The organism is Collinsella sp. MSK.8.10 (assembly GCF_019041915.1).
GTDB lineage: Bacteria > Actinomycetota > Coriobacteriia > Coriobacteriales > Coriobacteriaceae > Collinsella.
In genome coordinates this window covers 59,396-79,798 of the sequence record NZ_JAHPYF010000007.1, presented here as the reverse complement: position 1 = coordinate 79,798, position 20,403 = coordinate 59,396, and the positions used below count along the sequence as shown (strand labels likewise).

Annotated in this window: 18 protein-coding genes; 9 read left to right on the top strand and 9 right to left on the bottom strand. The window is 61.0% G+C overall.

Annotated elements, in window-relative coordinates:
- Positions 1 to 303: 303 nt before the first annotated feature.
- The 3 genes from rplL to KTF55_RS08245 all read right to left on the bottom strand — a co-directional run bounded on the left by rplL (position 304) and on the right by KTF55_RS08245 (position 2,947).
- Complete coding sequence (gene rplL / locus KTF55_RS08255; RefSeq protein ID WP_006235005.1) at positions 304 to 681, bottom strand: 50S ribosomal protein L7/L12; 378 nt, start codon at positions 679 to 681, stop codon at positions 304 to 306.
- Between the two features lie 102 nt (positions 682 to 783).
- Entirely contained in the window at positions 784 to 1,305 is a 522-nt protein-coding gene (gene rplJ, locus KTF55_RS08250; RefSeq protein ID WP_089572500.1) for a 50S ribosomal protein L10, read from the bottom strand.
- A gap of 505 nt (positions 1,306 to 1,810) precedes the next feature.
- Entirely contained in the window at positions 1,811 to 2,947 is a 1,137-nt protein-coding gene (locus KTF55_RS08245) for a pyridoxal phosphate-dependent aminotransferase (protein WP_217108302.1), read from the bottom strand.
- 93 nt (positions 2,948 to 3,040) lie between these two features.
- On the opposite strand from KTF55_RS08245, the gene KTF55_RS08240 reads away from it, so the two are divergent.
- Positions 3,041 to 3,703, top strand: a complete 663-nt coding sequence (locus KTF55_RS08240; protein WP_217108301.1) for a hypothetical protein — start codon at positions 3,041 to 3,043, stop codon at positions 3,701 to 3,703.
- A 1-nt stretch (position 3,704) separates the two neighbouring features.
- Here KTF55_RS08240 and KTF55_RS08235 read toward each other — a convergent pair whose 3' ends face one another.
- The 6 genes from KTF55_RS08235 to KTF55_RS08210 form a co-directional block, all read right to left on the bottom strand.
- Positions 3,705 to 4,268: a uracil-DNA glycosylase family protein gene (locus KTF55_RS08235; protein WP_217108300.1), complete on the bottom strand. Its 564-nt coding sequence runs from the start codon at positions 4,266 to 4,268 to the stop codon at positions 3,705 to 3,707.
- 3 nt (positions 4,269 to 4,271) lie between these two features.
- Positions 4,272 to 5,648, bottom strand: a complete 1,377-nt coding sequence (locus KTF55_RS08230) for an alpha-amylase family glycosyl hydrolase (protein WP_217108299.1) — start codon at positions 5,646 to 5,648, stop codon at positions 4,272 to 4,274.
- Between the two features lie 153 nt (positions 5,649 to 5,801).
- Positions 5,802 to 6,998 (bottom strand): MFS transporter, encoded by a 1,197-nt coding sequence (locus KTF55_RS08225; RefSeq protein ID WP_217108298.1) that lies wholly within the window; start codon positions 6,996 to 6,998, stop codon positions 5,802 to 5,804.
- Between the two features lie 123 nt (positions 6,999 to 7,121).
- On the bottom strand, positions 7,122 to 9,482 hold the full coding sequence (gene feoB / locus KTF55_RS08220; RefSeq protein ID WP_217108297.1) for a ferrous iron transport protein B: 2,361 nt from the start codon (positions 9,480 to 9,482) through the stop codon (positions 7,122 to 7,124).
- A 121-nt stretch (positions 9,483 to 9,603) separates the two neighbouring features.
- Positions 9,604 to 9,924, bottom strand: a complete 321-nt coding sequence (locus tag KTF55_RS08215) for a hypothetical protein (RefSeq protein WP_118065820.1) — start codon at positions 9,922 to 9,924, stop codon at positions 9,604 to 9,606.
- A 47-nt stretch (positions 9,925 to 9,971) separates the two neighbouring features.
- Positions 9,972 to 10,871 carry an alpha/beta hydrolase gene (locus KTF55_RS08210; RefSeq protein ID WP_217108296.1) on the bottom strand — a complete coding sequence of 300 codons (900 nt, stop codon included), beginning with the start codon at positions 10,869 to 10,871 and terminating at the stop codon, positions 9,972 to 9,974.
- A 246-nt stretch (positions 10,872 to 11,117) separates the two neighbouring features.
- Between KTF55_RS08210 and KTF55_RS08205 the strand changes: the two genes are divergently transcribed.
- From KTF55_RS08205 to KTF55_RS08170, 8 genes are all read left to right on the top strand, one after another.
- On the top strand, positions 11,118 to 11,681 hold the full coding sequence (locus tag KTF55_RS08205) for a PTS glucose transporter subunit IIA (protein WP_217108295.1): 564 nt from the start codon (positions 11,118 to 11,120) through the stop codon (positions 11,679 to 11,681).
- A gap of 235 nt (positions 11,682 to 11,916) precedes the next feature.
- Complete coding sequence (locus tag KTF55_RS08200) at positions 11,917 to 13,851, top strand: acyltransferase family protein (RefSeq protein ID WP_217108294.1); 1,935 nt, start codon at positions 11,917 to 11,919, stop codon at positions 13,849 to 13,851.
- A gap of 136 nt (positions 13,852 to 13,987) precedes the next feature.
- Positions 13,988 to 15,391: an asparagine--tRNA ligase gene (gene asnS, locus KTF55_RS08195; RefSeq protein WP_226790687.1), complete on the top strand. Its 1,404-nt coding sequence runs from the start codon at positions 13,988 to 13,990 to the stop codon at positions 15,389 to 15,391.
- Positions 15,392 to 15,649: 258 nt separating this feature from the next.
- On the top strand, positions 15,650 to 16,432 hold the full coding sequence (locus KTF55_RS08190) for a WYL domain-containing protein (protein WP_217108292.1): 783 nt from the start codon (positions 15,650 to 15,652) through the stop codon (positions 16,430 to 16,432).
- 160 nt (positions 16,433 to 16,592) lie between these two features.
- Positions 16,593 to 17,573, top strand: coding sequence for an ABC transporter substrate-binding protein (locus KTF55_RS08185; RefSeq protein WP_117765096.1), 981 nt, complete (start codon positions 16,593 to 16,595; stop codon positions 17,571 to 17,573).
- Positions 17,574 to 17,777: 204 nt separating this feature from the next.
- A complete protein-coding gene (locus KTF55_RS08180; protein WP_117655043.1) occupies positions 17,778 to 18,701 on the top strand; it encodes an ABC transporter permease in 924 nt (307 codons plus the stop codon).
- Positions 18,694 to 19,488 (top strand): ABC transporter ATP-binding protein, encoded by a 795-nt coding sequence (locus KTF55_RS08175; protein ID WP_117839998.1) that lies wholly within the window; start codon positions 18,694 to 18,696, stop codon positions 19,486 to 19,488. Before KTF55_RS08180 ends, KTF55_RS08175 begins: the two co-directional genes overlap by 8 nt.
- Positions 19,489 to 19,635: 147 nt before the next feature.
- Positions 19,636 to 20,403: a mechanosensitive ion channel family protein gene (locus KTF55_RS08170; protein WP_217108291.1), complete on the top strand. Its 768-nt coding sequence runs from the start codon at positions 19,636 to 19,638 to the stop codon at positions 20,401 to 20,403.

The following is a 20,403-nucleotide window of genomic DNA, read 5'->3' as shown; positions in this document are numbered from 1 at the left end:
GATCCTTTCGCAGGCGCAGAATGCGCCCTGTGCGTGCGGCACGGCGGCCGCAGACCAAATTGCGATACCGAAGTATCTTACCGCCGAAGACATACGTCACCGTAAGGCAAACGCAATTCTTCAGCAGGTCAACGCAAATTATTGCTCGAATGGTGCAATTTTACGCCCCAGCGGTAACGGGATTGACACGGCGAAGACAACGGTGTTCTGCGTGCCGAGCAATGGGAATGAGAGGCCAAAACAAAAAAGACGGGGCTCGCATAGCGAGTCCCGTCTGCAAAGAAATCTGGCGAGAAAGCCTGATTACTTGAGGGTGACAGCAGCGCCAGCAGCCTCGAGCTTCTCCTTGGCAGCCTCGGCGTCCTCCTTCTTGGCACCCTCGAGAACAGCCTTGGGAGCGCCCTCGACGACCTCCTTGGCCTCCTTCAGGCCAAGGTTGGTGAGCTCACGGACGGCCTTGATGACCTGGATCTTGTTGTCGCCGAAGCCCTCGAGCACGACGTCAAACTCGGTCTTCTCCTCGGCCTCAGCAGCGCCAGCAGCAGGAGCGGCGACAACAGCGGCAGGAGCAGCGGCGGAAACGCCGAAGGTGTCCTCGATAGCCTTGACGAGCTCGGAAGCCTCGAGAAGGGTCATTTCCTTAAGAGCATCGATGATCTCATCGGTGGTAAGCTTAGCCATTTCTAAGTCCTTTCGGTTTCCGTGTCTGTGCACGGAGATCAGTTAAAACACGGCGCGAATGCGCCAGGGGTGCGGCGTTGCCGCCGCGGGTGAAAACAGCAACTAGGCTGCCTTCTGCTCGGAGACCTGCTGGATCGAACGAGCGAGACCAGAGGAAACGCCGTTGACGCAGACAGCGATGTCGCGAGCGAAACCGGAGATGAGACCGGCGATCTGGCCGAGAAGCTGATCCTTGGTGGGCAGCTCGGCGATAGCCTTAACATCATCAGCGGAAACGGCCTTGCCGTCGGAGATACCGCCCTTGATCTCAAGGACGCCCTTGGACTTAGCAGAGAAGTCCTTGAGGGCCTTAGCGGCCTCGACCGGCTCGGTCTCGTAGAACACATAAGCGACGGGGCCGGCGAGGATCTCGTCGAGCTCGGGCTGCTCCTGGTTCTTGAGAGCGATCTTGACCAGGTTGTTCTTGTAGACCTTCATCTCGGCGCCGCACTCGCGAAGCTGATGACGCAGCTCCTGAGCCTGCTTAACCGTCAGACCGTTGTAGTTGACGACGAACAGACCGGCGTTCTCGGCGATACGGGACTCGATCTCTGCAACCTTGTCGATTTTGTACTGCTGGGGCATGAATTACACCTCCTCGAATTCTTTCCGGGCACGGTCCGCCACAAGGACGTGACGGGGGCATGTCCAAAAAGAAAGCCCCCGCGCTGCATGAGCGACGGGGGCGAGAAGACATATCTACTCGACCACCTCGGCTGGCGGGATATCCCATTAAGCTTGCGGGCGATGCCCGTTTGCACCGGCTGTCTCTGGCAGCGGATTCGTGCGTGAACCGAAAGTATTATGGCGGGGACCCCGGCGTCGGTCAACGGAAAACCGGGCTGCACACAATTCCACCATCCGGCACGCTCCGCCGAAGGCCAGGCGCAAGGTTTTCGTTCGGTCAAGTCCTGGCTCGCACGAAGAGCACATTAAGTGCTCTTCGGCTCGTGCGGAATCTACGAAAACCTTGCGCCTGGCCTTCGGCGGAGCGTGCCTGCGTTGACTTTGGGCAGCCCGGGTTTTCGTTGACCGACGTCCCCACTCATAATGCTTGGGTCGGTGGGCTGATGTGTTGCGTCCCGTTGGGCTATAAGGTTGAAATGAAGGTGGACAGGCGATTTAGGCCTTCGTCCAGGTCTTTATCGGAAACGCAATAGCTTAGGCGGATGTGGCCTTCGGTGCCGAAGCAGTCGCCCGGGACTAGGGCTACGTTTGCCTCTTTGATGGCTTTGATGCAGAAGGCTTCGCTTGTTAGGTCGAACTTTTTGATGCTGGGGAAGGCGTAGAAGGCGCCTGCGGGCTCTACGACGTCCAGGCCCATGGCATCTAAAGCTGCGAGTACGCGTTCGCGGCGGGCTCGGTAGACTTCGAGCATGGGGGTTGGGTCGACGGTGAGGGCTCGAGCTGCGGCGTCCATTTCGAAGGAGACGGCACTCGATACTAGGTATTGGTGAGCTTTTGCAATCTCGGCGATGACGGGGGCTGCCGCTGCGAGCCAACCCAAGCGCCAGCCGGTCATAGCCCATGGCTTGGAGAAACTCTCGATGACTACTGTCTGCTCGTGCAGCTCCGGGTGACGCTGGGCAAAGCGCTCGTAGCCATCCACATAGACCAGACGGTTGTATACGTCGTCGCAGACTACGTAGATGCCCGCCTGTTCTGCCACGCGCGCCACGGCGTCGAGCGATGCCGCGTTGAGAATGCAGCCCGTGGGATTGTTGGGCGAGCAGATGACGATGGCTTTGGTCGCCGGGGTCACACAGGCGCGAAGCGCGTCTTCGTCAATCTGAAATTGCGCAGGCTCCGTATCCAAAAAGACCGCTTTGGCGTGATTGGCTACGACGATGCTCTCGTACAGACCAAAGGCCGGCGTGGGAATAATAACCTCGTCGCCGGGGTTGAGCATAGCCATGAATGTTGCCGACAGGGCCTCGGTCGCGCCGTCGGTCAGGATGACCTCGTCGGCCGAAAACGCAAGGCCCGCTTCGCCCATATATGCGGATAGCGCCTCGCGCAGGGCAGGGCGACCGTTGTTGGGCGGATAGTGCGTGTCACCGCGGCCCAGTGCGGCGGTCACCTCGGCGCTAATCACGTCGGGCGTGGGAAAATCAGGCTCGCCGAGCGCAAGCGCGATGCATCCCGGATGCTGAGCGGCGAGCGCGTTGATTCGGCGGATACCGGAGGGCTTGAGCGTGGCAAGCGAGGTATTCATGGGCAGGCGCATGGCGTTCCTTTCGTAAGGGTTGCACTAGGATAGCGCGGCGAGGCGCCACCAGACGGTGTAACCTAAACGGAAACCAACCGGAAAGGAGGCGGCATGGAGACGATCGCGCGCGGCGATAAGCCCAAGACGTTGCAAACCATTGCGTATATCAGCATTCCCGAGAGCGCCGATCTTGAGTTTTTGCTCTGGGACCTGCAGGATGCCATCGCCGCCTATGCACAGCTTTCCGGCACTGTACTCCCCCGACCGGTCGACTTGAAGGCGGATGATGACGATGCTGCCGCCGATGGCCTCGTGCTCGCCGTTGATGATGCATTTGATGACGGGGCGATGATCACTGTCGAGCAGATGCTCGATCGCCTTGGGAATGCAGAGACACGCGTCTATGTCGTCGTGCAGGTTGCCCACAGAAGCACCGAGGGGGCGCACATGCCCGTCAAGCGCCTGCGGGAAGCTTGCGAGCTCCGTAAACTAACGTGGTGTGGCGGCGTTGCCATCTGCGCCGGCAGCGGCATCGCAGCGCTTCGCCACTCCCCGCGCATGGGCCTCTTGCGCCGACCGTTTTCCGAAGCCATGGACAAGCTCGTGGGTGCGGTGCGTATGGGTTGCTCGGTTGAGCATGCGCAGCGACTCGGCGGCGGCAGTGCCGAGGACATCGACACCAATGGCATGGTTTGCGCCGAGCCGGCCGTGCCCGCGCCGATCTGGCGAGGCGTTCTGAAACACCTCGGCGCCCGCACTCAATCAATAATCTAAATTAATAAGCTGCCCAGTCAACGGCTTCACTCCAACGCTCGACAAGCCGCTCCAAACGCCACGCCGCGTTGGCAGGACTCGTCGACGGCAGCACGATGGCAGGTAGCCCCGTCCGCTCTTGTAGATAGCGTTTGTAGAGCCGCCCGGCCGCGCCGCCGTTGCAGATAACAACCTCAATCGGCGTGACATCGGTAATGCGCTCGATATGTGCCGGCACAACGTTGCGAATGCTCGCGTCACTCGAGCCCTTAATGTCACAGCTCTCAATCACGTCCCACAGGGCCACACCGCCGTTGAGCAACATAGCCCGCTTGGCGGCAATCGAGGCGTCGAGCGTCGCGGGCTCGCCGCCCACCAGAGGGTCGCCCTCGTTGGGTGGCACGGGCACACCGAGGCACGCGGCCATCACACGCCAAAAGCGATTCTGAGGGTTGCCGTAATAAAAGGCATTGGCGCGCGAAAGCACCGAGGGAAACGACCCCAGCACCAAAACGCGCGAGTGCTGGTCGAACACGGGTTCAAACCCGTGCTCAATATGTTGATAGCCCTCGTCAGGCGTTGCCATGACCTAGGCCCTCGACAGATAGCGCACCTCGTAGGGCGCAAGCTCAAGAGTACCCGTCAGCTCAACCGTGGGCGCGCCGTCGGCAAGCAGGTCAACAAAGGACCCGTTGAGCTCGCCAGCGCCAAAGGTGTAAGGCTCGCCCACGGCGTTCACCGCCACGAGCATCGTCGCGTCGTCGCAGGCGCGCTCGAACAGCAGCTGCTTATTCTGGATAACCACGTTGCGATAGGCACCGTAGTTGAGGGCACGGGCCGCCGCGTCGTCGGCCGAGCGAAGGTGCGCGAGCTGCGTGATGAACGCCGTCAGCTCGTTGGGCGCAGGCTCATCGAGCGCAGGGCGCAGCGCCCAGTCACCATCGGGGCCGCCCTTTTCGCCGGCAATCCCCCACTCGCTGCCATAGTAGACGCATGGGATGCCCGGCATGCCAAACAGCATGCCGTAGGCGGGGCGCAGGCAGGACTTGTCGGTGAGGATGCTTGCCAGGCGCGGCACGTCGTGGTTGTCGACAAACGACAGCAGATGCTTGCCGCGATAAATGCACCACGGGTCACCGCCAAACTGGCGATGCAGCGAGTGGGCAATCTCGAACATGTTGACCGAGTTAAAGCTGGAGTACAGACCCTTGTAGCACTCATAGTTGGTGCAGGAGTCGAGCATCTCGTCGTTGACGATCTGGTTGTAGTCGCCGTGGAGCGTCTCGCCGATCAGCACAAAATCGGGCTTGAGCTCGCGGGTAAAGGTATGCAGACGACGCATGAAGTCGCGGTCGAGCATATAGGCAACGTCCAGGCGCAGGCCGTCAACGCCAAACACGTCAGCCCAACGGCGCACGGACTCGAGCAGGTAATCGACCACAGCGGGATTTTGCAGGTTGAGCTTCACAAGCTCAAAATGGCCCTCCCAGCCCTCGTACCAAAAGCCGTCGCCGTAGCACGAGTCACCGTCAAAGTTGATGTGGAACCAATCCTTGTACGGCGAGTCCCACTTACGCTCCTGCACATCGCGGAAGGCCCAAAAGCCACGGCCCACATGGTTGAAGACGGCATCGAGCACCACGCGGATGCCGTGGGCGTGCAGCGTCTCGCACACAGCGGCAAAATCGGCATCCCCGCCAAGGCGACGGTCGATATGGCGCAGGCTGCGTGTATCGTAGCCGTGGCTATCAGATTCGAGCGGCGGGTTGATGAGCACAGCGCCAACGCCGAGTTCCTGCAGGTAGTCGGCCCATTGGGCGATCTTCATTATGGGCGCATCGGGGTTGGGCGCGGCGTTGGCAGCCTGGGCGAGCTCATCCTCGGCAACGGGTGCGGCGTTTTCGCGCAGAGCTCCGCAAAAGCCCAGCGGATAGATTTGATAGAACGTCGTCTCGTATGCCCACATAGCAACCTCCCGGTAAGCTCAACACAACGACATCCATTGTATGCCCAGCTTGTATCCTCTCCCCCAAAATAAGTTGCGATGGAATAGTTCCTGTTTGAGCCTTCAGAGGCCTTAAACAGGAACTATTCCACCGCAACTGATGAGGGAACATGATTAGGCGACAGGCTTTGCGCGGCGTATGGCTGGGAACAGTACGGTGATGGCGAGGATGACGCCCACGACAGCGATCGTGCCGCCTGCGTAGCCGATCCAGGCGATGCCGGGGCCCGACACCACGGCGCCGCCGATCGCCGTACCGGTGCCGATCCCCAGGTTGAACAGGCCCGAGAAGATCGACATGGCGACGGCCGACGAATCCGCCGGCGTGTACTTGATGAGCTCGGCCTGGAACGCCACGTTAAAGGCCGTGGAGCAGCAGCCCCATAGCGCGCAAACAGCGAGAACGGCGACGAGCGACGGTGCAACCGGACCCATGAGCAGCAGAGCCACCGGCACGCCGGAGAGCGTAATCGCGAGAAACGGGAACCGGTGCCCATCGAACAGGCGGCCAAACAGCCAGCTTCCGAGCAGACCAGAGCAACCGAACGCCGTCAGCGTCATAGTGATGGCGCCCGCGTCGACGTGCGCGACCTGTGCCAGGAACGGCTCGATATAGCTGTAACCCGCATAATAGCCGGTCGCCATAAAGACCGTGACCGCATAAAGCGCGATGAGGAACGGGTTCTTGAGCAGCTCGGGAAGCTGTTTGAGCGTAAAGCGCTCACCCGCCGGCATGGCCGGGAACACCGCTGCCTGGTACACCACCGCGGCGGCAGAAAAGACCCCGACCACGGCAAACGTCATGCGCCAGCCCACGGCCAGGCCGATGGCGCGGCCGATCGGCAGGCCAAAGATCTGCGCGATGGACGAGCCCGTGGCGATCATGCTGATGGCGAGCGCCCCGTGACGGGTGTCGACCAGGCGCGAGGCCATAATCGAGGCGACTGACCAGAACACGGCGTGCGCGCAGGCGACCACCAGGCGCGCGCAGACCAGGATGGGATATGTCGGTGCCATAGCGGACAGGAACTGGCCCAAGGAGAACACGGCGAGCACGCCGAGCAGCATGCGCTTGAACTCGAAGCGCGAGGCAAACACCATAAGCGGCAACGACAGCAGCATGACGCCCCAGGCGTAGACCGAGATCATGATGCCGGCCTGGGCCTCGGTGAGCGAGAACGACGCGGCAATATCAGTCAGAAGGCCAATGGGCATGAACTCCGACGTGTTGAATACGAACGCGCAACAGGCGAGCCCGATAATCGGGAGCCACTGCTTGAGTGAGATGCCATCTTGTCTTGCCTGAGTCATGTAGGAACCTCTCCGATTGTCCTGAGCGGTGGGCGATTATATAGCAACGGCCCCGCATCCGTCAGCAACAGATGCGGGGTCGCAATCAACTCAATACACAGGGGTTGCGCCGTCAATAAATAGCTAAGCCAACCCCAGCAATATGCCCGCCGAATGCACGACAAACGCCACGATCCAGGCGACCGTCACCTGAAACGCGAACACGGCAACGGCGTAGCGTCCGCCCAGCTCACTCTTGACGGCGCCGATTGCCGCTACGCAGGGCGGGTACAGCAGCGTAAAGACCAGGAACACGTAAGCGGTAAACGGCGAAAACATGGTCGACAGTGCCGCGGGCGAGGTCGTGCCCAAAAGCACCGTGAGGGTCGAAATGACGCTCTCCTTGGCGATAAGTCCGGTGACGAGCGCCGTCGAGGCGCGCCAGTCGCCGAAGCCGAGCGGGGCCAACACCGGCGCGATGATGCTACCCAGACCGGCAAGCAGACTCTGCGACTGATCGGCGACCACATTAAAGCGGATGTCGAACGTCTGCAGGAACCAGATGACCACCGTAGCGGCAAAGATAATGGTAAAGGCCTTGGTAATAAAGTCCTTGGCCTTATCCCATGCCAGCATCACCGTCGTCTTGACGCTTGGCAGGCGATAGTTGGGAAGCTCCATGATAAACGGTACCGGGTCGCCCTTAAATGCCGTGCGGTTGAGCACCAAAGCCGCGATGCAACCGACTGCAATGCCAATCAAATAGAGCGAGACCATGGCGGGAACTGTCGCCTGCGGGAAAAACGCCCCGCACAGCAGACCGTAGACCGGCAACTTGGCCGAGCAGCTCATGAACGGCGTGAGCATGACCGTCATCTTGCGGTCGTGCTCGGATGGGAGCGTACGGGTCGACATGATAGCCGGCACGGTGCAGCCAAAACCGACGAGCATGGGCACAAAGCTGCGGCCCGAAAGGCCAAAGCGACGCAGCACCTTATCCATAACAAAGGCCACGCGTGCCATGTATCCGGAGTCTTCCAGAATGGAAAGGAACAAAAAGAGCACGACGATAATCGGCAGGAAGGTCAGCACGCTGCCCACGCCCGTAAGCACGCCGTCGACAGCCAGTGAGCGCACCACGTCGTTGGTGCCGAACGCCTTGAGGCCCGCATCGGCCGAGGCGATGATGGCAGCGATGCCGTCCTCCATGAGCCCCTGCAACGCCGCGCCGATCACGCCAAACGTCAGCCAAAAGACGAGGCCCATGATCACCAGAAACGCCGGAATGGCTGTGTAGCGACCCGTCAGGATGCGGTCGATCTTGACGGAGCGCACGTGCTCGCGGCTCTCGTGCGGCTTGACGACGCAACGCCCGCACACGTCGCCGATAAAGCTAAAGCGCATATCGGCCAGCGCGGACAGGCGGTCGGTGCCGGCCTCGCCCTCCATCTGGGTAATGATGTGCTCGATGGCGTCGAGCTCGTTGCGATCCAGGTGAAGCGCCTCGGTTACCAGCTCGTCGCCCTCAACCAGCTTGGTCGCCGCAAAACGCACCGGAATATGCGCCGTCGCGGCATGGTCCTCGATAAGGTTGGCGATGCCGTGAATGCAGCGATGCAGCGCGCCGCCGTCTGGACCATCGGGCGCGCAGAAGTCCAGGCGACCGGGGCGCTCGCGGAACCGCGCCACGTGCAAGGCATGATCCACCAACTCGCCGATGCCCTCGTTGCGGGCAGCGCTAATGGGGACAACAGGCACGCCCAACAGGCTCTCGAGCAGGTTGACGTCCACGGCGCCGCCGTTGGCCGTCACCTCGTCCATCATGTTGAGCGCGATGACCATGGGGCGGTCGAGCTCCATAAGCTGCAGCGTCAGGTACAGGTTGCGTTCGATGTTGGTGGCGTCGATGATATCGATGATGGCGTCGGGGGTTTCGTCCAAGATGAATTGGCGGCTGACGATCTCTTCGCCCGTGTACGGTGACAGGGAGTAAATGCCGGGCAGGTCGGTAACGCTTGCCTCAGGATGGTTGCGGATGGTGCCGTCCTTGCGGTCGACCGTTACGCCGGGAAAGTTACCAACGTGCTGGTTGGAGCCCGTAAGCTGGTTGAACAGTGTGGTCTTACCGCAGTTTTGGTTGCCGGCGAGGGCAAAATGCAGCGGTGCGCCCTCGGGCACGGCCGTCTTGGCAGCACGAGGCGAATACGTCCCCTCGCCCAGTGCCGGGTGATCTGTCGTGCCGATTGCGGCGTTAGCGCGCGGACCCGTATCTGTATCGTGAACACCCACGAGCTCGATGCGAGCGGCATCGTCCTTGCGCAGCGTCAACTCGTAGCCACGCAGGCGAATCTCGAGCGGGTCGCCCATAGGAGCGTACTTCATCATGGTGACTTCGGTGCCCGGCGTTAGGCCCATGTCCAAAATATGCTGTCGGAGTGCCTGATCGTCCGATGCCACCGATGCGACAACGGCGTCCTTTCCAATCTCGAGTGTATCGAGCTTCACGCGCTCATCCTTTCGTTAGACGCGGTTAACCGTTTACCGGGGCTAACCAACTCGTAACGACAAATGATAGCGCTCTGGACTTTTTTATAAAGTCAAATACCGATGTTTACCTGCGCAAACTTTATGCGGTGCGCCCCGAAAGCTCTTTGCGCATACCGCTCAGCGAGATCGAAATGGAACCCGACCGCGCGGTAGCAGTGAGTCGATCACCCTCGACTGACCCCGTGCATGTAAAGGGCGCCTTGCCCATCAAGACGTGGGAGATAGTACCCGAGAGTTCAAAGAAATCGCCCTCAGCGCGGGCACTCGAGAGAGCGATATTGAGACCCCTGACGTTTAGTACTGCCCTGAGCACGCCGTTCACCCCATGTGAAAACGTCACCTCGCCGCGTTTACTCCCCACCGGCGTCTGGGCCGAAACCACATACGTACCCTCAAGCATGGCTCCTCCTCTGAGTAGGCTTTTTGAAATGGGCAAGTAGTCTACTTTTACATATGGCGCTCCAGGAAGCGGAAGGCTAGGCGAATCCAGGGACGGACCGCCACCTGCTTGTCCTCGTTGTCGACCGCGGTGTTGGCGTTGCCGAGCGAAAGGCCGTGGCCACCCTGGTCAAAGACGTGCATCTCGCATGCAACACCCTCCTCGGCCATGCGCTGCGCAAACGGGTAGACCTGCGCGACCGGCGCCGTCTTATCGTCCGAAACGCCCCACACAAAGGTCGGAGGCATCTGGCGCGAAACGTGCGTGATAGGGCAAATGTCGGTCAGGTGCTCATCGGTCGCCTCGCCGCCCGTCACCATCGACAGATAGTCGTTGAGCAAATCGCGCCCTGTCTTGCCACCCGTCTTGGGCACGCGCAGGTCGATGCGCGGGTCACGCGTCTGCATATCGCGCACATAGGCAAGGTCGAGCAACGGATAGCCCAGCACCACGGCGTCGGGACGAATATCCTCCGGACGAGCCCCGGCAAGGCCCGCGAAGGGTCCGGTCTTCCACTGCGTTGCCAACGAGGCGCAGATCATGCCGCCCGCCGAGAAACCCACGATGCACACGCGCTTGGGATCGACATGCCACTCGTCGGCGTTGGCGCGCACGGTAGCGACCATCTTGGCGAGGTCCGCCTGCGGGTGCGGAAAGCTCACGTCGCCCGTGGCGCTCGTCACATAGTTGAGCACAAAGGCCTGGTAGCCGCGGTCCAAAAACGCAAACGCCACCGGGTCCTGCTCGTGCGGAGCGATATGCGTAAACCCGCCTCCGCCGCAGATGATCACCGCGGGGCGGCGGCCATTGGGCTTGTCGGGCAGCGGCTCGGCACCCAGATACGTAAACGTCGCCGGATAATCCTCGGTCGGCTCCTCGCCCCACAGCGCATGGTTCTCAATAATCATAGGTGCTCCCTCCGTGCGATTCGTGCGCACTCGTTTTTCGCACCTTAGCGTACCCCACTTGAGCCCGCGGCGCAGAAACACCCCCGCAATAAGTTGGCCTTCAACTGATATATCACAAAATCGCTGTTCAGAGGTATCGTTGGGCAGCGTAAAATAGGAGCGCTGACCGTGCTGGGAAACACGTACGAAACGTTTCCGGCAAACCACACGCGTGCAACATGCACGCCTGATACGTTGGAGGCATCTATGGGTCTGCTCGATTCGCTCAAGTCCACGTTCACTTCGTCGGGCGAGGCGTCCGTTCCGCCCGCAGCAAGCTTCGCCACCCGCGAAGGCGTCATCTACGCTCCCGTCAACGGCGTGCTCGTCAATCTGAGTGAGGTTCCCGACGAGACCATCGCCTCGGGCATGCTCGGCCAGGGTTACGGCATCGAGCCCATTACCGGCACCATTTACGCCCCCGCCAACGGTCGCATCGGCGCCACCACCGTCACCAATCACTCCATCGGCATGATCACCGAGGACGGCCTGCGCGTGTTCATCCATGTTGGCCTGGGCACCGTGGAAATGAACGGCAAGGGTTTTGCCCGCTTTGTCGAGATGGGCGATGTGGTCAAGGCAGGCCAGCCGCTCATCAGCTTCGACCGCGAGGCCATTAAGGCCGCCGGTCACGAGGACATCGTGACCGTCATCATCTCTGAGCTCGACCGCCTCAAGAGCATCGACCACGTCGGCGAGTCTGGCACGCTTATCGGCGGCAATCCGCTCGTCAAGCTTGGCGATCCGCTGCTGGTTGCCAAGACCAAGTAGCCGATCATCATCGCATAAAGGCTCAACCACCCGTGCATCTTTGCCGCATCTGTGTTGTTGTTTTTGCCTATGTAGAGGTTCTGAAACGTTTCTATATAGGCAGCTGAGCATCAACGCAGGTGCGGCTTTTGCGTAGCGAAGCATCGCCCCGCGGCATGTTGTTCAACCGCACGAACCCCCTTCCTTTGTCTGCACGGAGCGCTAGACTGCTAGGTCGACATTGGAGGAAAGATCGATGCAAAACACACCCACGGGCGCCGCACATGCCGCGCCTCAACGCAACCAACGCATCGTCGCGCTCGACGGGCTTCGCGCCCTCGCCATCGCCGGCGTCGTCCTATATCACCTTCGCCCCAGCCGCCTGACCGGCGGTTTTTTGGGCGTTACACTCTTCTTTACGCTGAGTGGCTATCTCGCCACCAAAAGCATTATGCGGGCCACGGCACGCGACGGATTCTCATACCCGCGCTATATCTGCCGCCGCGTTGCGCGCATGATGCCGCCGATCGTCGTGACCATCGCGCTTACCGCCGTCGCCACCTACATCGCGGCCCCGAGCCTACTCCCCAAGGTGCAGCAGGATGCACTGCCATCGGCACTCTTTTTGAGCAACTGGTTCTACATCTTCCGCAACGTCTCGTATTTCGCCGCCGCGGGGCTCCCCTCGCCGCTCACGCACCTGTGGTTCTGTGCTGTCACTATGCAGTTCTATCTGGTATGGCCGGTCATCCTTATGGCGCTGTGCAGCAAAACCAGGTCTCGCAACACCGCCATCGGCATCACGATCGCATTCGCGCTTGTATCGACGGCAGCCATGGTCCTCATGTTTAATCCCACCGCCGACACATCGCGCGTCTACTACGGAACCGACGCCCGTGCCGCCGAGCTTCTATGCGGAGCCTTAGCCGCCATCGCCGCGCCGCGTCTGCGCGAGATACTGAGCGGTGACATCCATACCCCCGGCGCCAACAAGGGCATCTCAAAGGTCAACGCGATTTCTATCGCGTGGCTCGTTGCCGTTATAGCCGGCGCACTCATGCTGACCGGAGAGAGCGCCTGGCTCTACCGCGGCGGCTTTTTGCTGCTTGCCCTCGTCACCGGACTCCTCATCATCTGCGTGCAGAATACGGAGTGCATCGTGCGTCGCCTGTTGTCGGTCAAGCCGCTCGTCTGGCTGGGTCAGCGCTCATTCTCGGTCTATCTGGTGCACTATCCCCTACTGCTTCTTATGAACCCCGCAACCCGCACTACCCGCATCGCCTGGTGGGAGCAGGTATTACAGCTTGTACTGATTCTTGCGGTAGCCGAGATTTTCTATCGCCTAGTCGAACGTCCTTGGTCCCACAAGCCGGCCCAACAGGACAGCACGGCAAGAAAGCACGTCCTCGCGCCCGCCATGGTGCTCCCCGCGCTTGGCGCCGTATGCGTCGCCGCACTTGCCTTCGCGCCGCTTGACTGGGCAGGTATCGCCACCGCCCGCGCCGAGCAGCTCCGCCCCGAGCTTGCCCAGAACCCGACCTCATCCCAGGACAACGGAGCCAACGACAAGGGCGCCGAGCCCGCATCCGGTAAAGACTCCCAGCCCAGCGACACCGCATCCGATGACGCCACCAAGCAAAAGCCCAAAGAAGGTCCTATCGCCGAAAAGATCCCCAAGAACTTGGACTGGAAGAGCTTTACCTACGACGAGGCGACCGGGACCTGCGATGCCCGCGTGCTGATGATCGGCGACTCGGTCACTGCGGGCGCACAGTCCGGTATTCAGGCGGCACTTCCCAACGCCTACATCGACGGCGTGGTGAGCCGCCAGTTCTACACCTTCCAGGATGTCTATGCACAGGACAGTGCCAACTACGATCCAAGCGTGGTCATCTGCGCACTTGGCACCAACGGCCTCATCCGCGACCCCCAGCAGGTGCAGGACGTGATTAATGCCGTGGGCGGCAAGCCCATCTACTTTGTGACCGTGCGCGTGCCGCTCGAGCTACAGGACCGCAATAACCAGACGATTCGTGACGTCTGCGCCCAAAACGACAACGCCGGCGTCATCGACTGGAACGGTGCCTCGGAGGGCCACAGCGAATACCTCGTCGACGACGGCACGCACCTCACCCAGGCGGGAATCGACACCTACGCCGCCCTCATACGCCAAGCCATCTGCGGGCACTAGGCGCCGCAAAATCGGCGCTTGCGCGGTGCCCACGTCGCGCCCATACATCACACCTGACGTTTTGCTACGCCCCCGCTCGCGGGTTAGAATGGTTAACTGTTTGGAAATAATCCGTACAACCGCTCTGGGAGGATACGTGAACCGCACCAAAATCGCGCAGCTCTATGCCGATGCCGAGTCGCTCGGTGGCCAGACCGTCACCGTTGCCGGCTGGGTCAAGTCCGTCCGCGACATGAAGAACTTTGGCTTTGTTACGCTCAACGACGGCAGCTGCTTCCGCGACCTGCAGGTCGTCATGAACCGCGAGGCGCTCGACAACTACGACGAGATCGCCCATCAAAACGTCTCGGCCGCACTCATTTGCACCGGCACCGTCAAGCTGACGCCCGATGCGCCCCAGCCTTTCGAGCTTTCTGCCACTTCCATCGAGGTCGAGGGCGTCAGCGCCCCGGATTACCCGCTGCAGAAGAAGCGCGCGACCGTCGAGTTCCTGCGCACCCAGCAGCACCTGCGCCCGCGCACCAACCTGTTCCGCGCCGTGTTCCGCATCCGCTCTGTCGCGGCTGCAGCCATCCACCGCTTCTTCCAGGAGCAGGGCTTTGTCTACGTCAACACCCCCATCATCACCACGAGTGACTGCGAGGGCGCCGGCGAGATGTTCCGCGTGACCACGCTCGACCCCAAAAATCCGCCCCTCACCGAGTCCGGCGAGGTCGACTGGAGCCAGGACTTCTTTGGCAAGCATGCGAGCCTCACCGTGTCCGGCCAGCTCAATGCCGAGAACTTTGCCATGGCCTTTGGCGACGTGTATACCTTTGGCCCCACCTTCCGCGCCGAAAACTCCAACACCACGCGCCACGCCGCCGAGTTTTGGATGATCGAGCCCGAGATGGCCTTTGCCGATCTGAACGACTACATGGATAACGCCGAGGCCATGCTCAAGTACGTCCTTAAGGACGTTATGGCCACCTGCCCCGACGAGCTCAACATGCTCAACAAGTTTGTGGACAAGGGTCTGATCGAGCGCCTGAACCACGTGGCAAACTCCGACTTTGCCCGCGTCACCTACACCGAGGCCGTCGAAATCCTGGAGCAGGCCGTCGCCGCCGGTCACAAGTTTGACTATCCCGTGAGCTGGGGCATCGACCTGCAAACCGAGCACGAGCGCTTCCTGACCGAGGAGCACTTTAAGCGCCCGACCTTCGTAACCGACTACCCGGCCGAGATCAAGGCCTTCTACATGCGCATGAACGACGACGGCAAGACCGTCGCCGCCGCCGACTGCCTGGTGCCGGGCATCGGCGAGATCATCGGTGGCTCCCAGCGCGAGGAGCGCCTGGACCTGCTCGAGGCCCGCATCAAGGACCTGGGCATGAATCCCGAACAGTACAAGTACTATCTGGACCTGCGCCGCTATGGTTCCTGCAAGCACGCTGGCTACGGCTTGGGCTTCGAGCGCCTGGTCATGTACCTGACCGGCGTGGGCAACATCCGCGACGTCCTGCCGCACCCGCGCACCGTGGGCAACGCCGACTTCTAATCGTCGGACGCTAGCTCGCGTCGCCACACGCCAACGCTCATCGCACAAGCGTCTCTCGACATCGGTCGAGAGACGCTTTTTTCAACGGTATCCGTCAAGCTTTTGGCAAGTTTTTGGTCAGTTGAGCAGAGCTGTTGAAAACTCGACCCGCCGTTTGCCGACGACTACCGACCGCCCAGAGCGCCCTGCGCCCCTGGGAAAACCCCGCGTCCTAGGCTCCATACCGTCGCCACCCAAAACGGAAAGGACGTGGGCACCATGACCGAAACCGCTGTTGAAACTTACGAGTCCACGACGAGGGGCGCCGCCTCGATGGCCGCCTATCGCGCCGTTCGCATCTTGCAACTATTAAGCGAGAACACCGGCGAGGACAAGGCCATGCTTTCCGATGAGTTGATCAGGCGCCTCGCCCATCCCGACGACCCCGCCCGCATGCCCATCTCGGCGGCGCGGCGCAGCATCTACACCGCCATCTCCGCACTTCGCCATGCCGGATACGAAATTGAGTACAAGCGCGGCGTGGGGTATCGACTCTTGACCCGTCCACTCACCGACGAAGAGGTCATCCGCCTCCACGGCATGGTCATGCGCAACCGTTCTACGCCCATCGCCATCCGAAAAAGCATGGCGCAGCACTTGGTCGCCATGGCGAGTGCCGACGTTCGCGGCTACCTCGATGCACCCGAGCCCGCTCCAAGCGCGGGCAGCAAATCCACCAAGGCCCCGCGCACGCCCGTCAAGCGCATCGACACCTGCGAGCTCATCGAGCAGGCCATCGACCACGGAACCACGGTGAGTTTTGATATTTCGAGCGTCACGGCACGTGGCGAAACCGAGGTGGTGCGGATGACGGTCCGGCCCTTTGCCATCAGGCAACGCGATGGCGTCTCGTATCTGCTGGGAACGGTCTACGACACCCGAGGCGCCGACGACACCCTGCGCACCGTTGAGGTCAGCCGCATGAAAAACGTCAGCACGCGCTTGCTCGACGGCAAAAAACTCTTTGCCGCGCTAGACGATGAGAACGCCTCCGCCGCATAAGAACCTCCGCCGCCCATTCGACTACCCGTACCGCCCATCCGGTTCTGTATTAAAAAACCCGCTAGGTTATTGTAAAAATGGACATCCGCGCTACTATAGTTCCACTTGCACTTTGTTTGAGTGCAGTGTTTCCAGCCATTTCTATACTGGGGGTAACGATATGAAGGACATCACCATCAGCCGCAGGAGCCTTCTGGTCTCCGCCGGTCTGCTCGCACTGGCCCCGCTTGCCGGATGCGGCGGCAACTCTGGTTCCGGCTCCGCAGCCGCCGGTTCCGACTACACCATCGGCGTTCTGCAGCTCACCGAGCACTCCGCACTCGACGCCGCCAATGACGGCTTTGTCAAGGCCATCAAGAAGAGCGGCCTTAAGGTCAAGATCGACCAGAAGAACGCCCAGAACGACCAGTCCACGTGTAAGTCCATCGCCGACAAGTTTGTGGGCGACAACGTCGACCTGATCTACGCCATCGCCACGCCTGCCGCGCAGGCCGCCGCCGGCGCCACGGCCGATATCCCCATCGTGGGCTGCGCCATCACCGACTACGCCGCCTCCGGCCTGGTCCAGGACAACGACAAACCCGGCACCAACGTCACTGGCGCCTCCGACCTCACCCCGGTCGCCGAGCAGCTCGAGATGATGCAGAAGGTCCTGCCCGACGTAAAGAAGGTCGGTCTGCTCTACTGCACTGCCGAGTCCAACTCCGACGTCCAAATCAAGGCCGCCAAGAAGGAACTCGGCAAGCTGGGCCTGGAGTACACCGACTTCACCGTCTCGAGCTCCAACGAGATCCAGTCCGTCGTCGAGTCCGCCGTGGGCAAGGTCGACGCGCTCTACTCCCCCACCGACAACACCATCGCCGCGGGCGCTTCGCAGGTCGGCCAGATCTGCAAGGAGAATAAGCTCCCCTTCGTGACCGGCGAGGAGGGTATGTGCATGGCCGGCGGCCTGTTCACCCTCTCCATCAACTATGAGGACCTGGGCTACGCCGCGGGCGAGATGGCCGTCAAGATCCTGAAGGGCGAGGCCAAGCCCGAGGATATGCCGATCAAGCACCTCTCGAGCAAGGACCTGGTCGTCGTCAAGAACGACGAGATGGCCGAGGCTCTGGGCATCGACCTCTCCGCTCTGGACGAGTAGCGGTATGCGCGGCGATGTGCCTAGGGCCCATACTCGCGCCGTTGCCGTGTTATTCAATATCTGAGCCACAGGGGCGAACGCCAAAGACCGGCGTTCGCCCTGCTTGTTACGGATGAGACAAAACATCCGGCCGCAGCTCTTTTATGCATTGTTACCGCTATCATGGTGACTCACGTGTCCACCCTATCCTAGGAGGTATGAAGCATGCTCATTGCATTGCAGGGCGCCGTTTCGCAGGGCGTCCTCTGGGGCATTATGGTGCTTGGCGTGTTTATCACGTTCCGCCTGCTCGACATCCCCGATATGACCTGCGACGGCAGCTTTGCCCTCGGCGGCTGCGTCTGCGCCGTACTCATCGTCAATAACAACGTCGACCCGCTGCTCGCCGTACTGGCCGGCATGTGCGCCGGCGCCATCGCGGGCGCCGTCACGGGCATTTTGACCACCGTCTTTGAGATTCCCGCGATCCTCGCCGGAATCCTGACGCAGATCAGCCTGTGGTCCATCAACCTGCGCATCATGGGCAAGTCCAACACGCCCATCCTCGCCAAGGGCACCATCTTCTCGTCCGTCAGCAACATGACCGGCCTACCGCAGTCCACCGTTGCCATTATCTTGGGCATTGTGCTGGCCGTGGCCATCGTCGCCATCCTGTACTGGTTCTTTGGTACCGAGATCGGCTCCGCACTGCGCGCTACCGGCAACAACGAGTACATGATCCGCGCCCTGGGCGTCAACACCAACTCCACCAAGATGATCGCCCTCGTGCTCTCCAACGCCCTCATCGGCCTCTCTGGCGCGCTCATCTGCCAGAGCCAGAAGTACGCCGACATTGGCATGGGTACCGGCGCCATCGTTATCGGTCTTGCCGCTATTGTTATCGGCGAGGTGCTCGGCCGCCTGCTGCCCGGCGGTCTCACGCAGTTTAGCGTCCGTCTTGCCTCCGCCGTCTTTGGCTCCGTGGTGTACTTCCTTATCCGCGCCATCGTGCTGCAGCTGGGCATGGACGCCAACGACATGAAGCTGCTCTCCGCCGTGATCGTTGCCGTGGCCCTGTGCGTGCCCGTGGTTTGGGAGCGCTATAAGCTCCGCAGCTCCTACACGAAGGGGGATGAGGCAGATGCTTAAACTCTCACACGTCAAGAAGACCTTTAACAAGGGCACCGTCACCGAGAAGCGCGCTCTTACCGGCGTCGACCTCACTCTGAATGATGGCGACTTTGTAACCGTGATTGGTGGCAACGGCGCCGGCAAGTCCACGTTGCTCAACATGATCGCCGGCGTATATCCGCTCGATTCGGGCGTTATCGAGCTCGACGGCACCGACATCTCGCGTCTGAGCGAGTCGCAGCGCGCCAAGTACCTGGGCCGTGTGTTCCAGGACCCCATGCGCGGCACCGCAGCCGACATGCAGATTGCCGAGAACCTGGCCCTCGCCAAGCGCCGCGGCCAGCGCCGCGGTCTTTCGTGGGGCGTCACCAAGGCCGAGAAGGACGAGTACGTTAAGCTGCTCAAACGCCTGGACCTTGGCCTGGACACACGCCTCAACGCCAAGGTCGGTCTGCTCTCGGGCGGCCAGCGCCAGGCACTCACCCTGCTGATGGCCACGCTCACCAAGCCGCGCCTGCTGCTGCTCGACGAGCACACCGCGGCCCTCGATCCCAAGACGGCTTCTAAGGTACTCAACCTGACCGAGGAGATTGTCGACGAGAACCACCTGACCACGCTCATGGTCACGCATAACATGAACGACGCCATCCGTCTGGGCAACCGTCTGATCATGATGCACGAAGGCCACGTGATCTACGACGTGGCCGGCGACGAGAAAAAGTCGCTCACCGTCGCCGACCTGCTCCAGAAGTTCGAGGAGGTCTCGGGCGGCGAGCTCGCCAACGACCGCATGCTGCTGAGCTAACGACCTAGAAAACCACCACAAAGGGGACAGGCACCTTTGTGGTGGTTTTCGTTAACCCTTATATCGAGCGCAGAAGCCCGTCCAATGTGATCGGACGGGCTTTTTGGTGGGTATCATGGTTGGACGATCATTAGGAGGTTTCCCTACATGGAATTGTTTGAGCCAATTCTTCATTTCTTTGCACAACGATGGGTCCACAACATCATCTGGGCAGGTATCTTGGCTATCGGCACCGCCGTTGCCGCCAAGGTCGCGTCCAAGACCCTGCGCCACCTGCTTAACCGCGACGATAACCCACTCCCTTCATCCAGCATCTTCATCAACATCGCGCGCGCCGTCATATGGACGATCGGCGGCAGTTTTATCCTCGACAACTGCTTTGGCGTTAACGCAAACGCCCTCGTCGCCGCTCTTGGCGTCGGCGGCATCGCCATCTCGCTCGGCTTTCAGGACACGCTTTCAAACCTCATCGGCGGCATGCAGGTGACGTTTATGGGCATTATCAAACCCGGCGACAATATCGAGGTCGGCGGCGTGTCGGGCGTGGTCCAAGATATCACCTGGCGCCATACGACCATCGAAGATGCCTGCGGGCAGACCATCATCATCCCCAACTCCAACATCTCCAAGAACACACTCGTGCATTTGATGCCCTTTGGGCGCGTGGCCGTCCCCGTCGCGGTCAAGGACACGTCCAAGTGGGCTTCACTGGACGCGCTGGCAGATGAGCTCACCAACGCCACCAAGGCCGCTGTGCTTCCCATCTCGGGCTTTGGCAAGGAGCCGTACGTGCTCTTTAGCGAGATCGGCGACTTTGGCGTCAAGGGCAAAATCATCTTCATCGTCAGTGACGACAGCATCACTTTCACGGCAGCCGACGCCTGTATCCGCGCCATCGCCCCCATCATCGCCTAA

Bases quoted from the DNA above. Each gene is read 5' to 3' on its own strand.
- KTF55_RS08185 (WP_117765096.1), top strand. From the start codon at position 16,593: ATGAAGGACATCACCATCAGCCGCAGGAGCCTTCTGGTCTCCGCCGGT.
- KTF55_RS08175 (WP_117839998.1), top strand. From the start codon at position 18,694: ATGCTTAAACTCTCACACGTCAAGAAGACCTTTAACAAGGGCACCGTC.
- KTF55_RS08205 (WP_217108295.1), top strand. From the start codon at position 11,118: ATGGGTCTGCTCGATTCGCTCAAGTCCACGTTCACTTCGTCGGGCGAG.
- KTF55_RS08245 (WP_217108302.1), bottom strand. From the start codon at position 2,947: ATGCGCCTGCCCATGAATACCTCGCTTGCCACGCTCAAGCCCTCCGGT.
- KTF55_RS08225 (WP_217108298.1), bottom strand. From the start codon at position 6,998: ATGACTCAGGCAAGACAAGATGGCATCTCACTCAAGCAGTGGCTCCCG.
- KTF55_RS08240 (WP_217108301.1), top strand. From the start codon at position 3,041: ATGGAGACGATCGCGCGCGGCGATAAGCCCAAGACGTTGCAAACCATT.
- rplJ (WP_089572500.1), bottom strand. From the start codon at position 1,305: ATGCCCCAGCAGTACAAAATCGACAAGGTTGCAGAGATCGAGTCCCGT.
- KTF55_RS08200 (WP_217108294.1), top strand. From the start codon at position 11,917: ATGCAAAACACACCCACGGGCGCCGCACATGCCGCGCCTCAACGCAAC.
- KTF55_RS08190 (WP_217108292.1), top strand. From the start codon at position 15,650: ATGACCGAAACCGCTGTTGAAACTTACGAGTCCACGACGAGGGGCGCC.
- KTF55_RS08170 (WP_217108291.1), top strand. From the start codon at position 19,636: ATGGAATTGTTTGAGCCAATTCTTCATTTCTTTGCACAACGATGGGTC.
- KTF55_RS08215 (WP_118065820.1), bottom strand. From the start codon at position 9,924: ATGCTTGAGGGTACGTATGTGGTTTCGGCCCAGACGCCGGTGGGGAGT.
- rplL (WP_006235005.1), bottom strand. From the start codon at position 681: ATGGCTAAGCTTACCACCGATGAGATCATCGATGCTCTTAAGGAAATG.
- KTF55_RS08230 (WP_217108299.1), bottom strand. From the start codon at position 5,648: ATGTGGGCATACGAGACGACGTTCTATCAAATCTATCCGCTGGGCTTT.
- KTF55_RS08235 (WP_217108300.1), bottom strand. From the start codon at position 4,268: ATGGCAACGCCTGACGAGGGCTATCAACATATTGAGCACGGGTTTGAA.
- KTF55_RS08180 (WP_117655043.1), top strand. From the start codon at position 17,778: ATGCTCATTGCATTGCAGGGCGCCGTTTCGCAGGGCGTCCTCTGGGGC.
- KTF55_RS08210 (WP_217108296.1), bottom strand. From the start codon at position 10,871: ATGATTATTGAGAACCATGCGCTGTGGGGCGAGGAGCCGACCGAGGAT.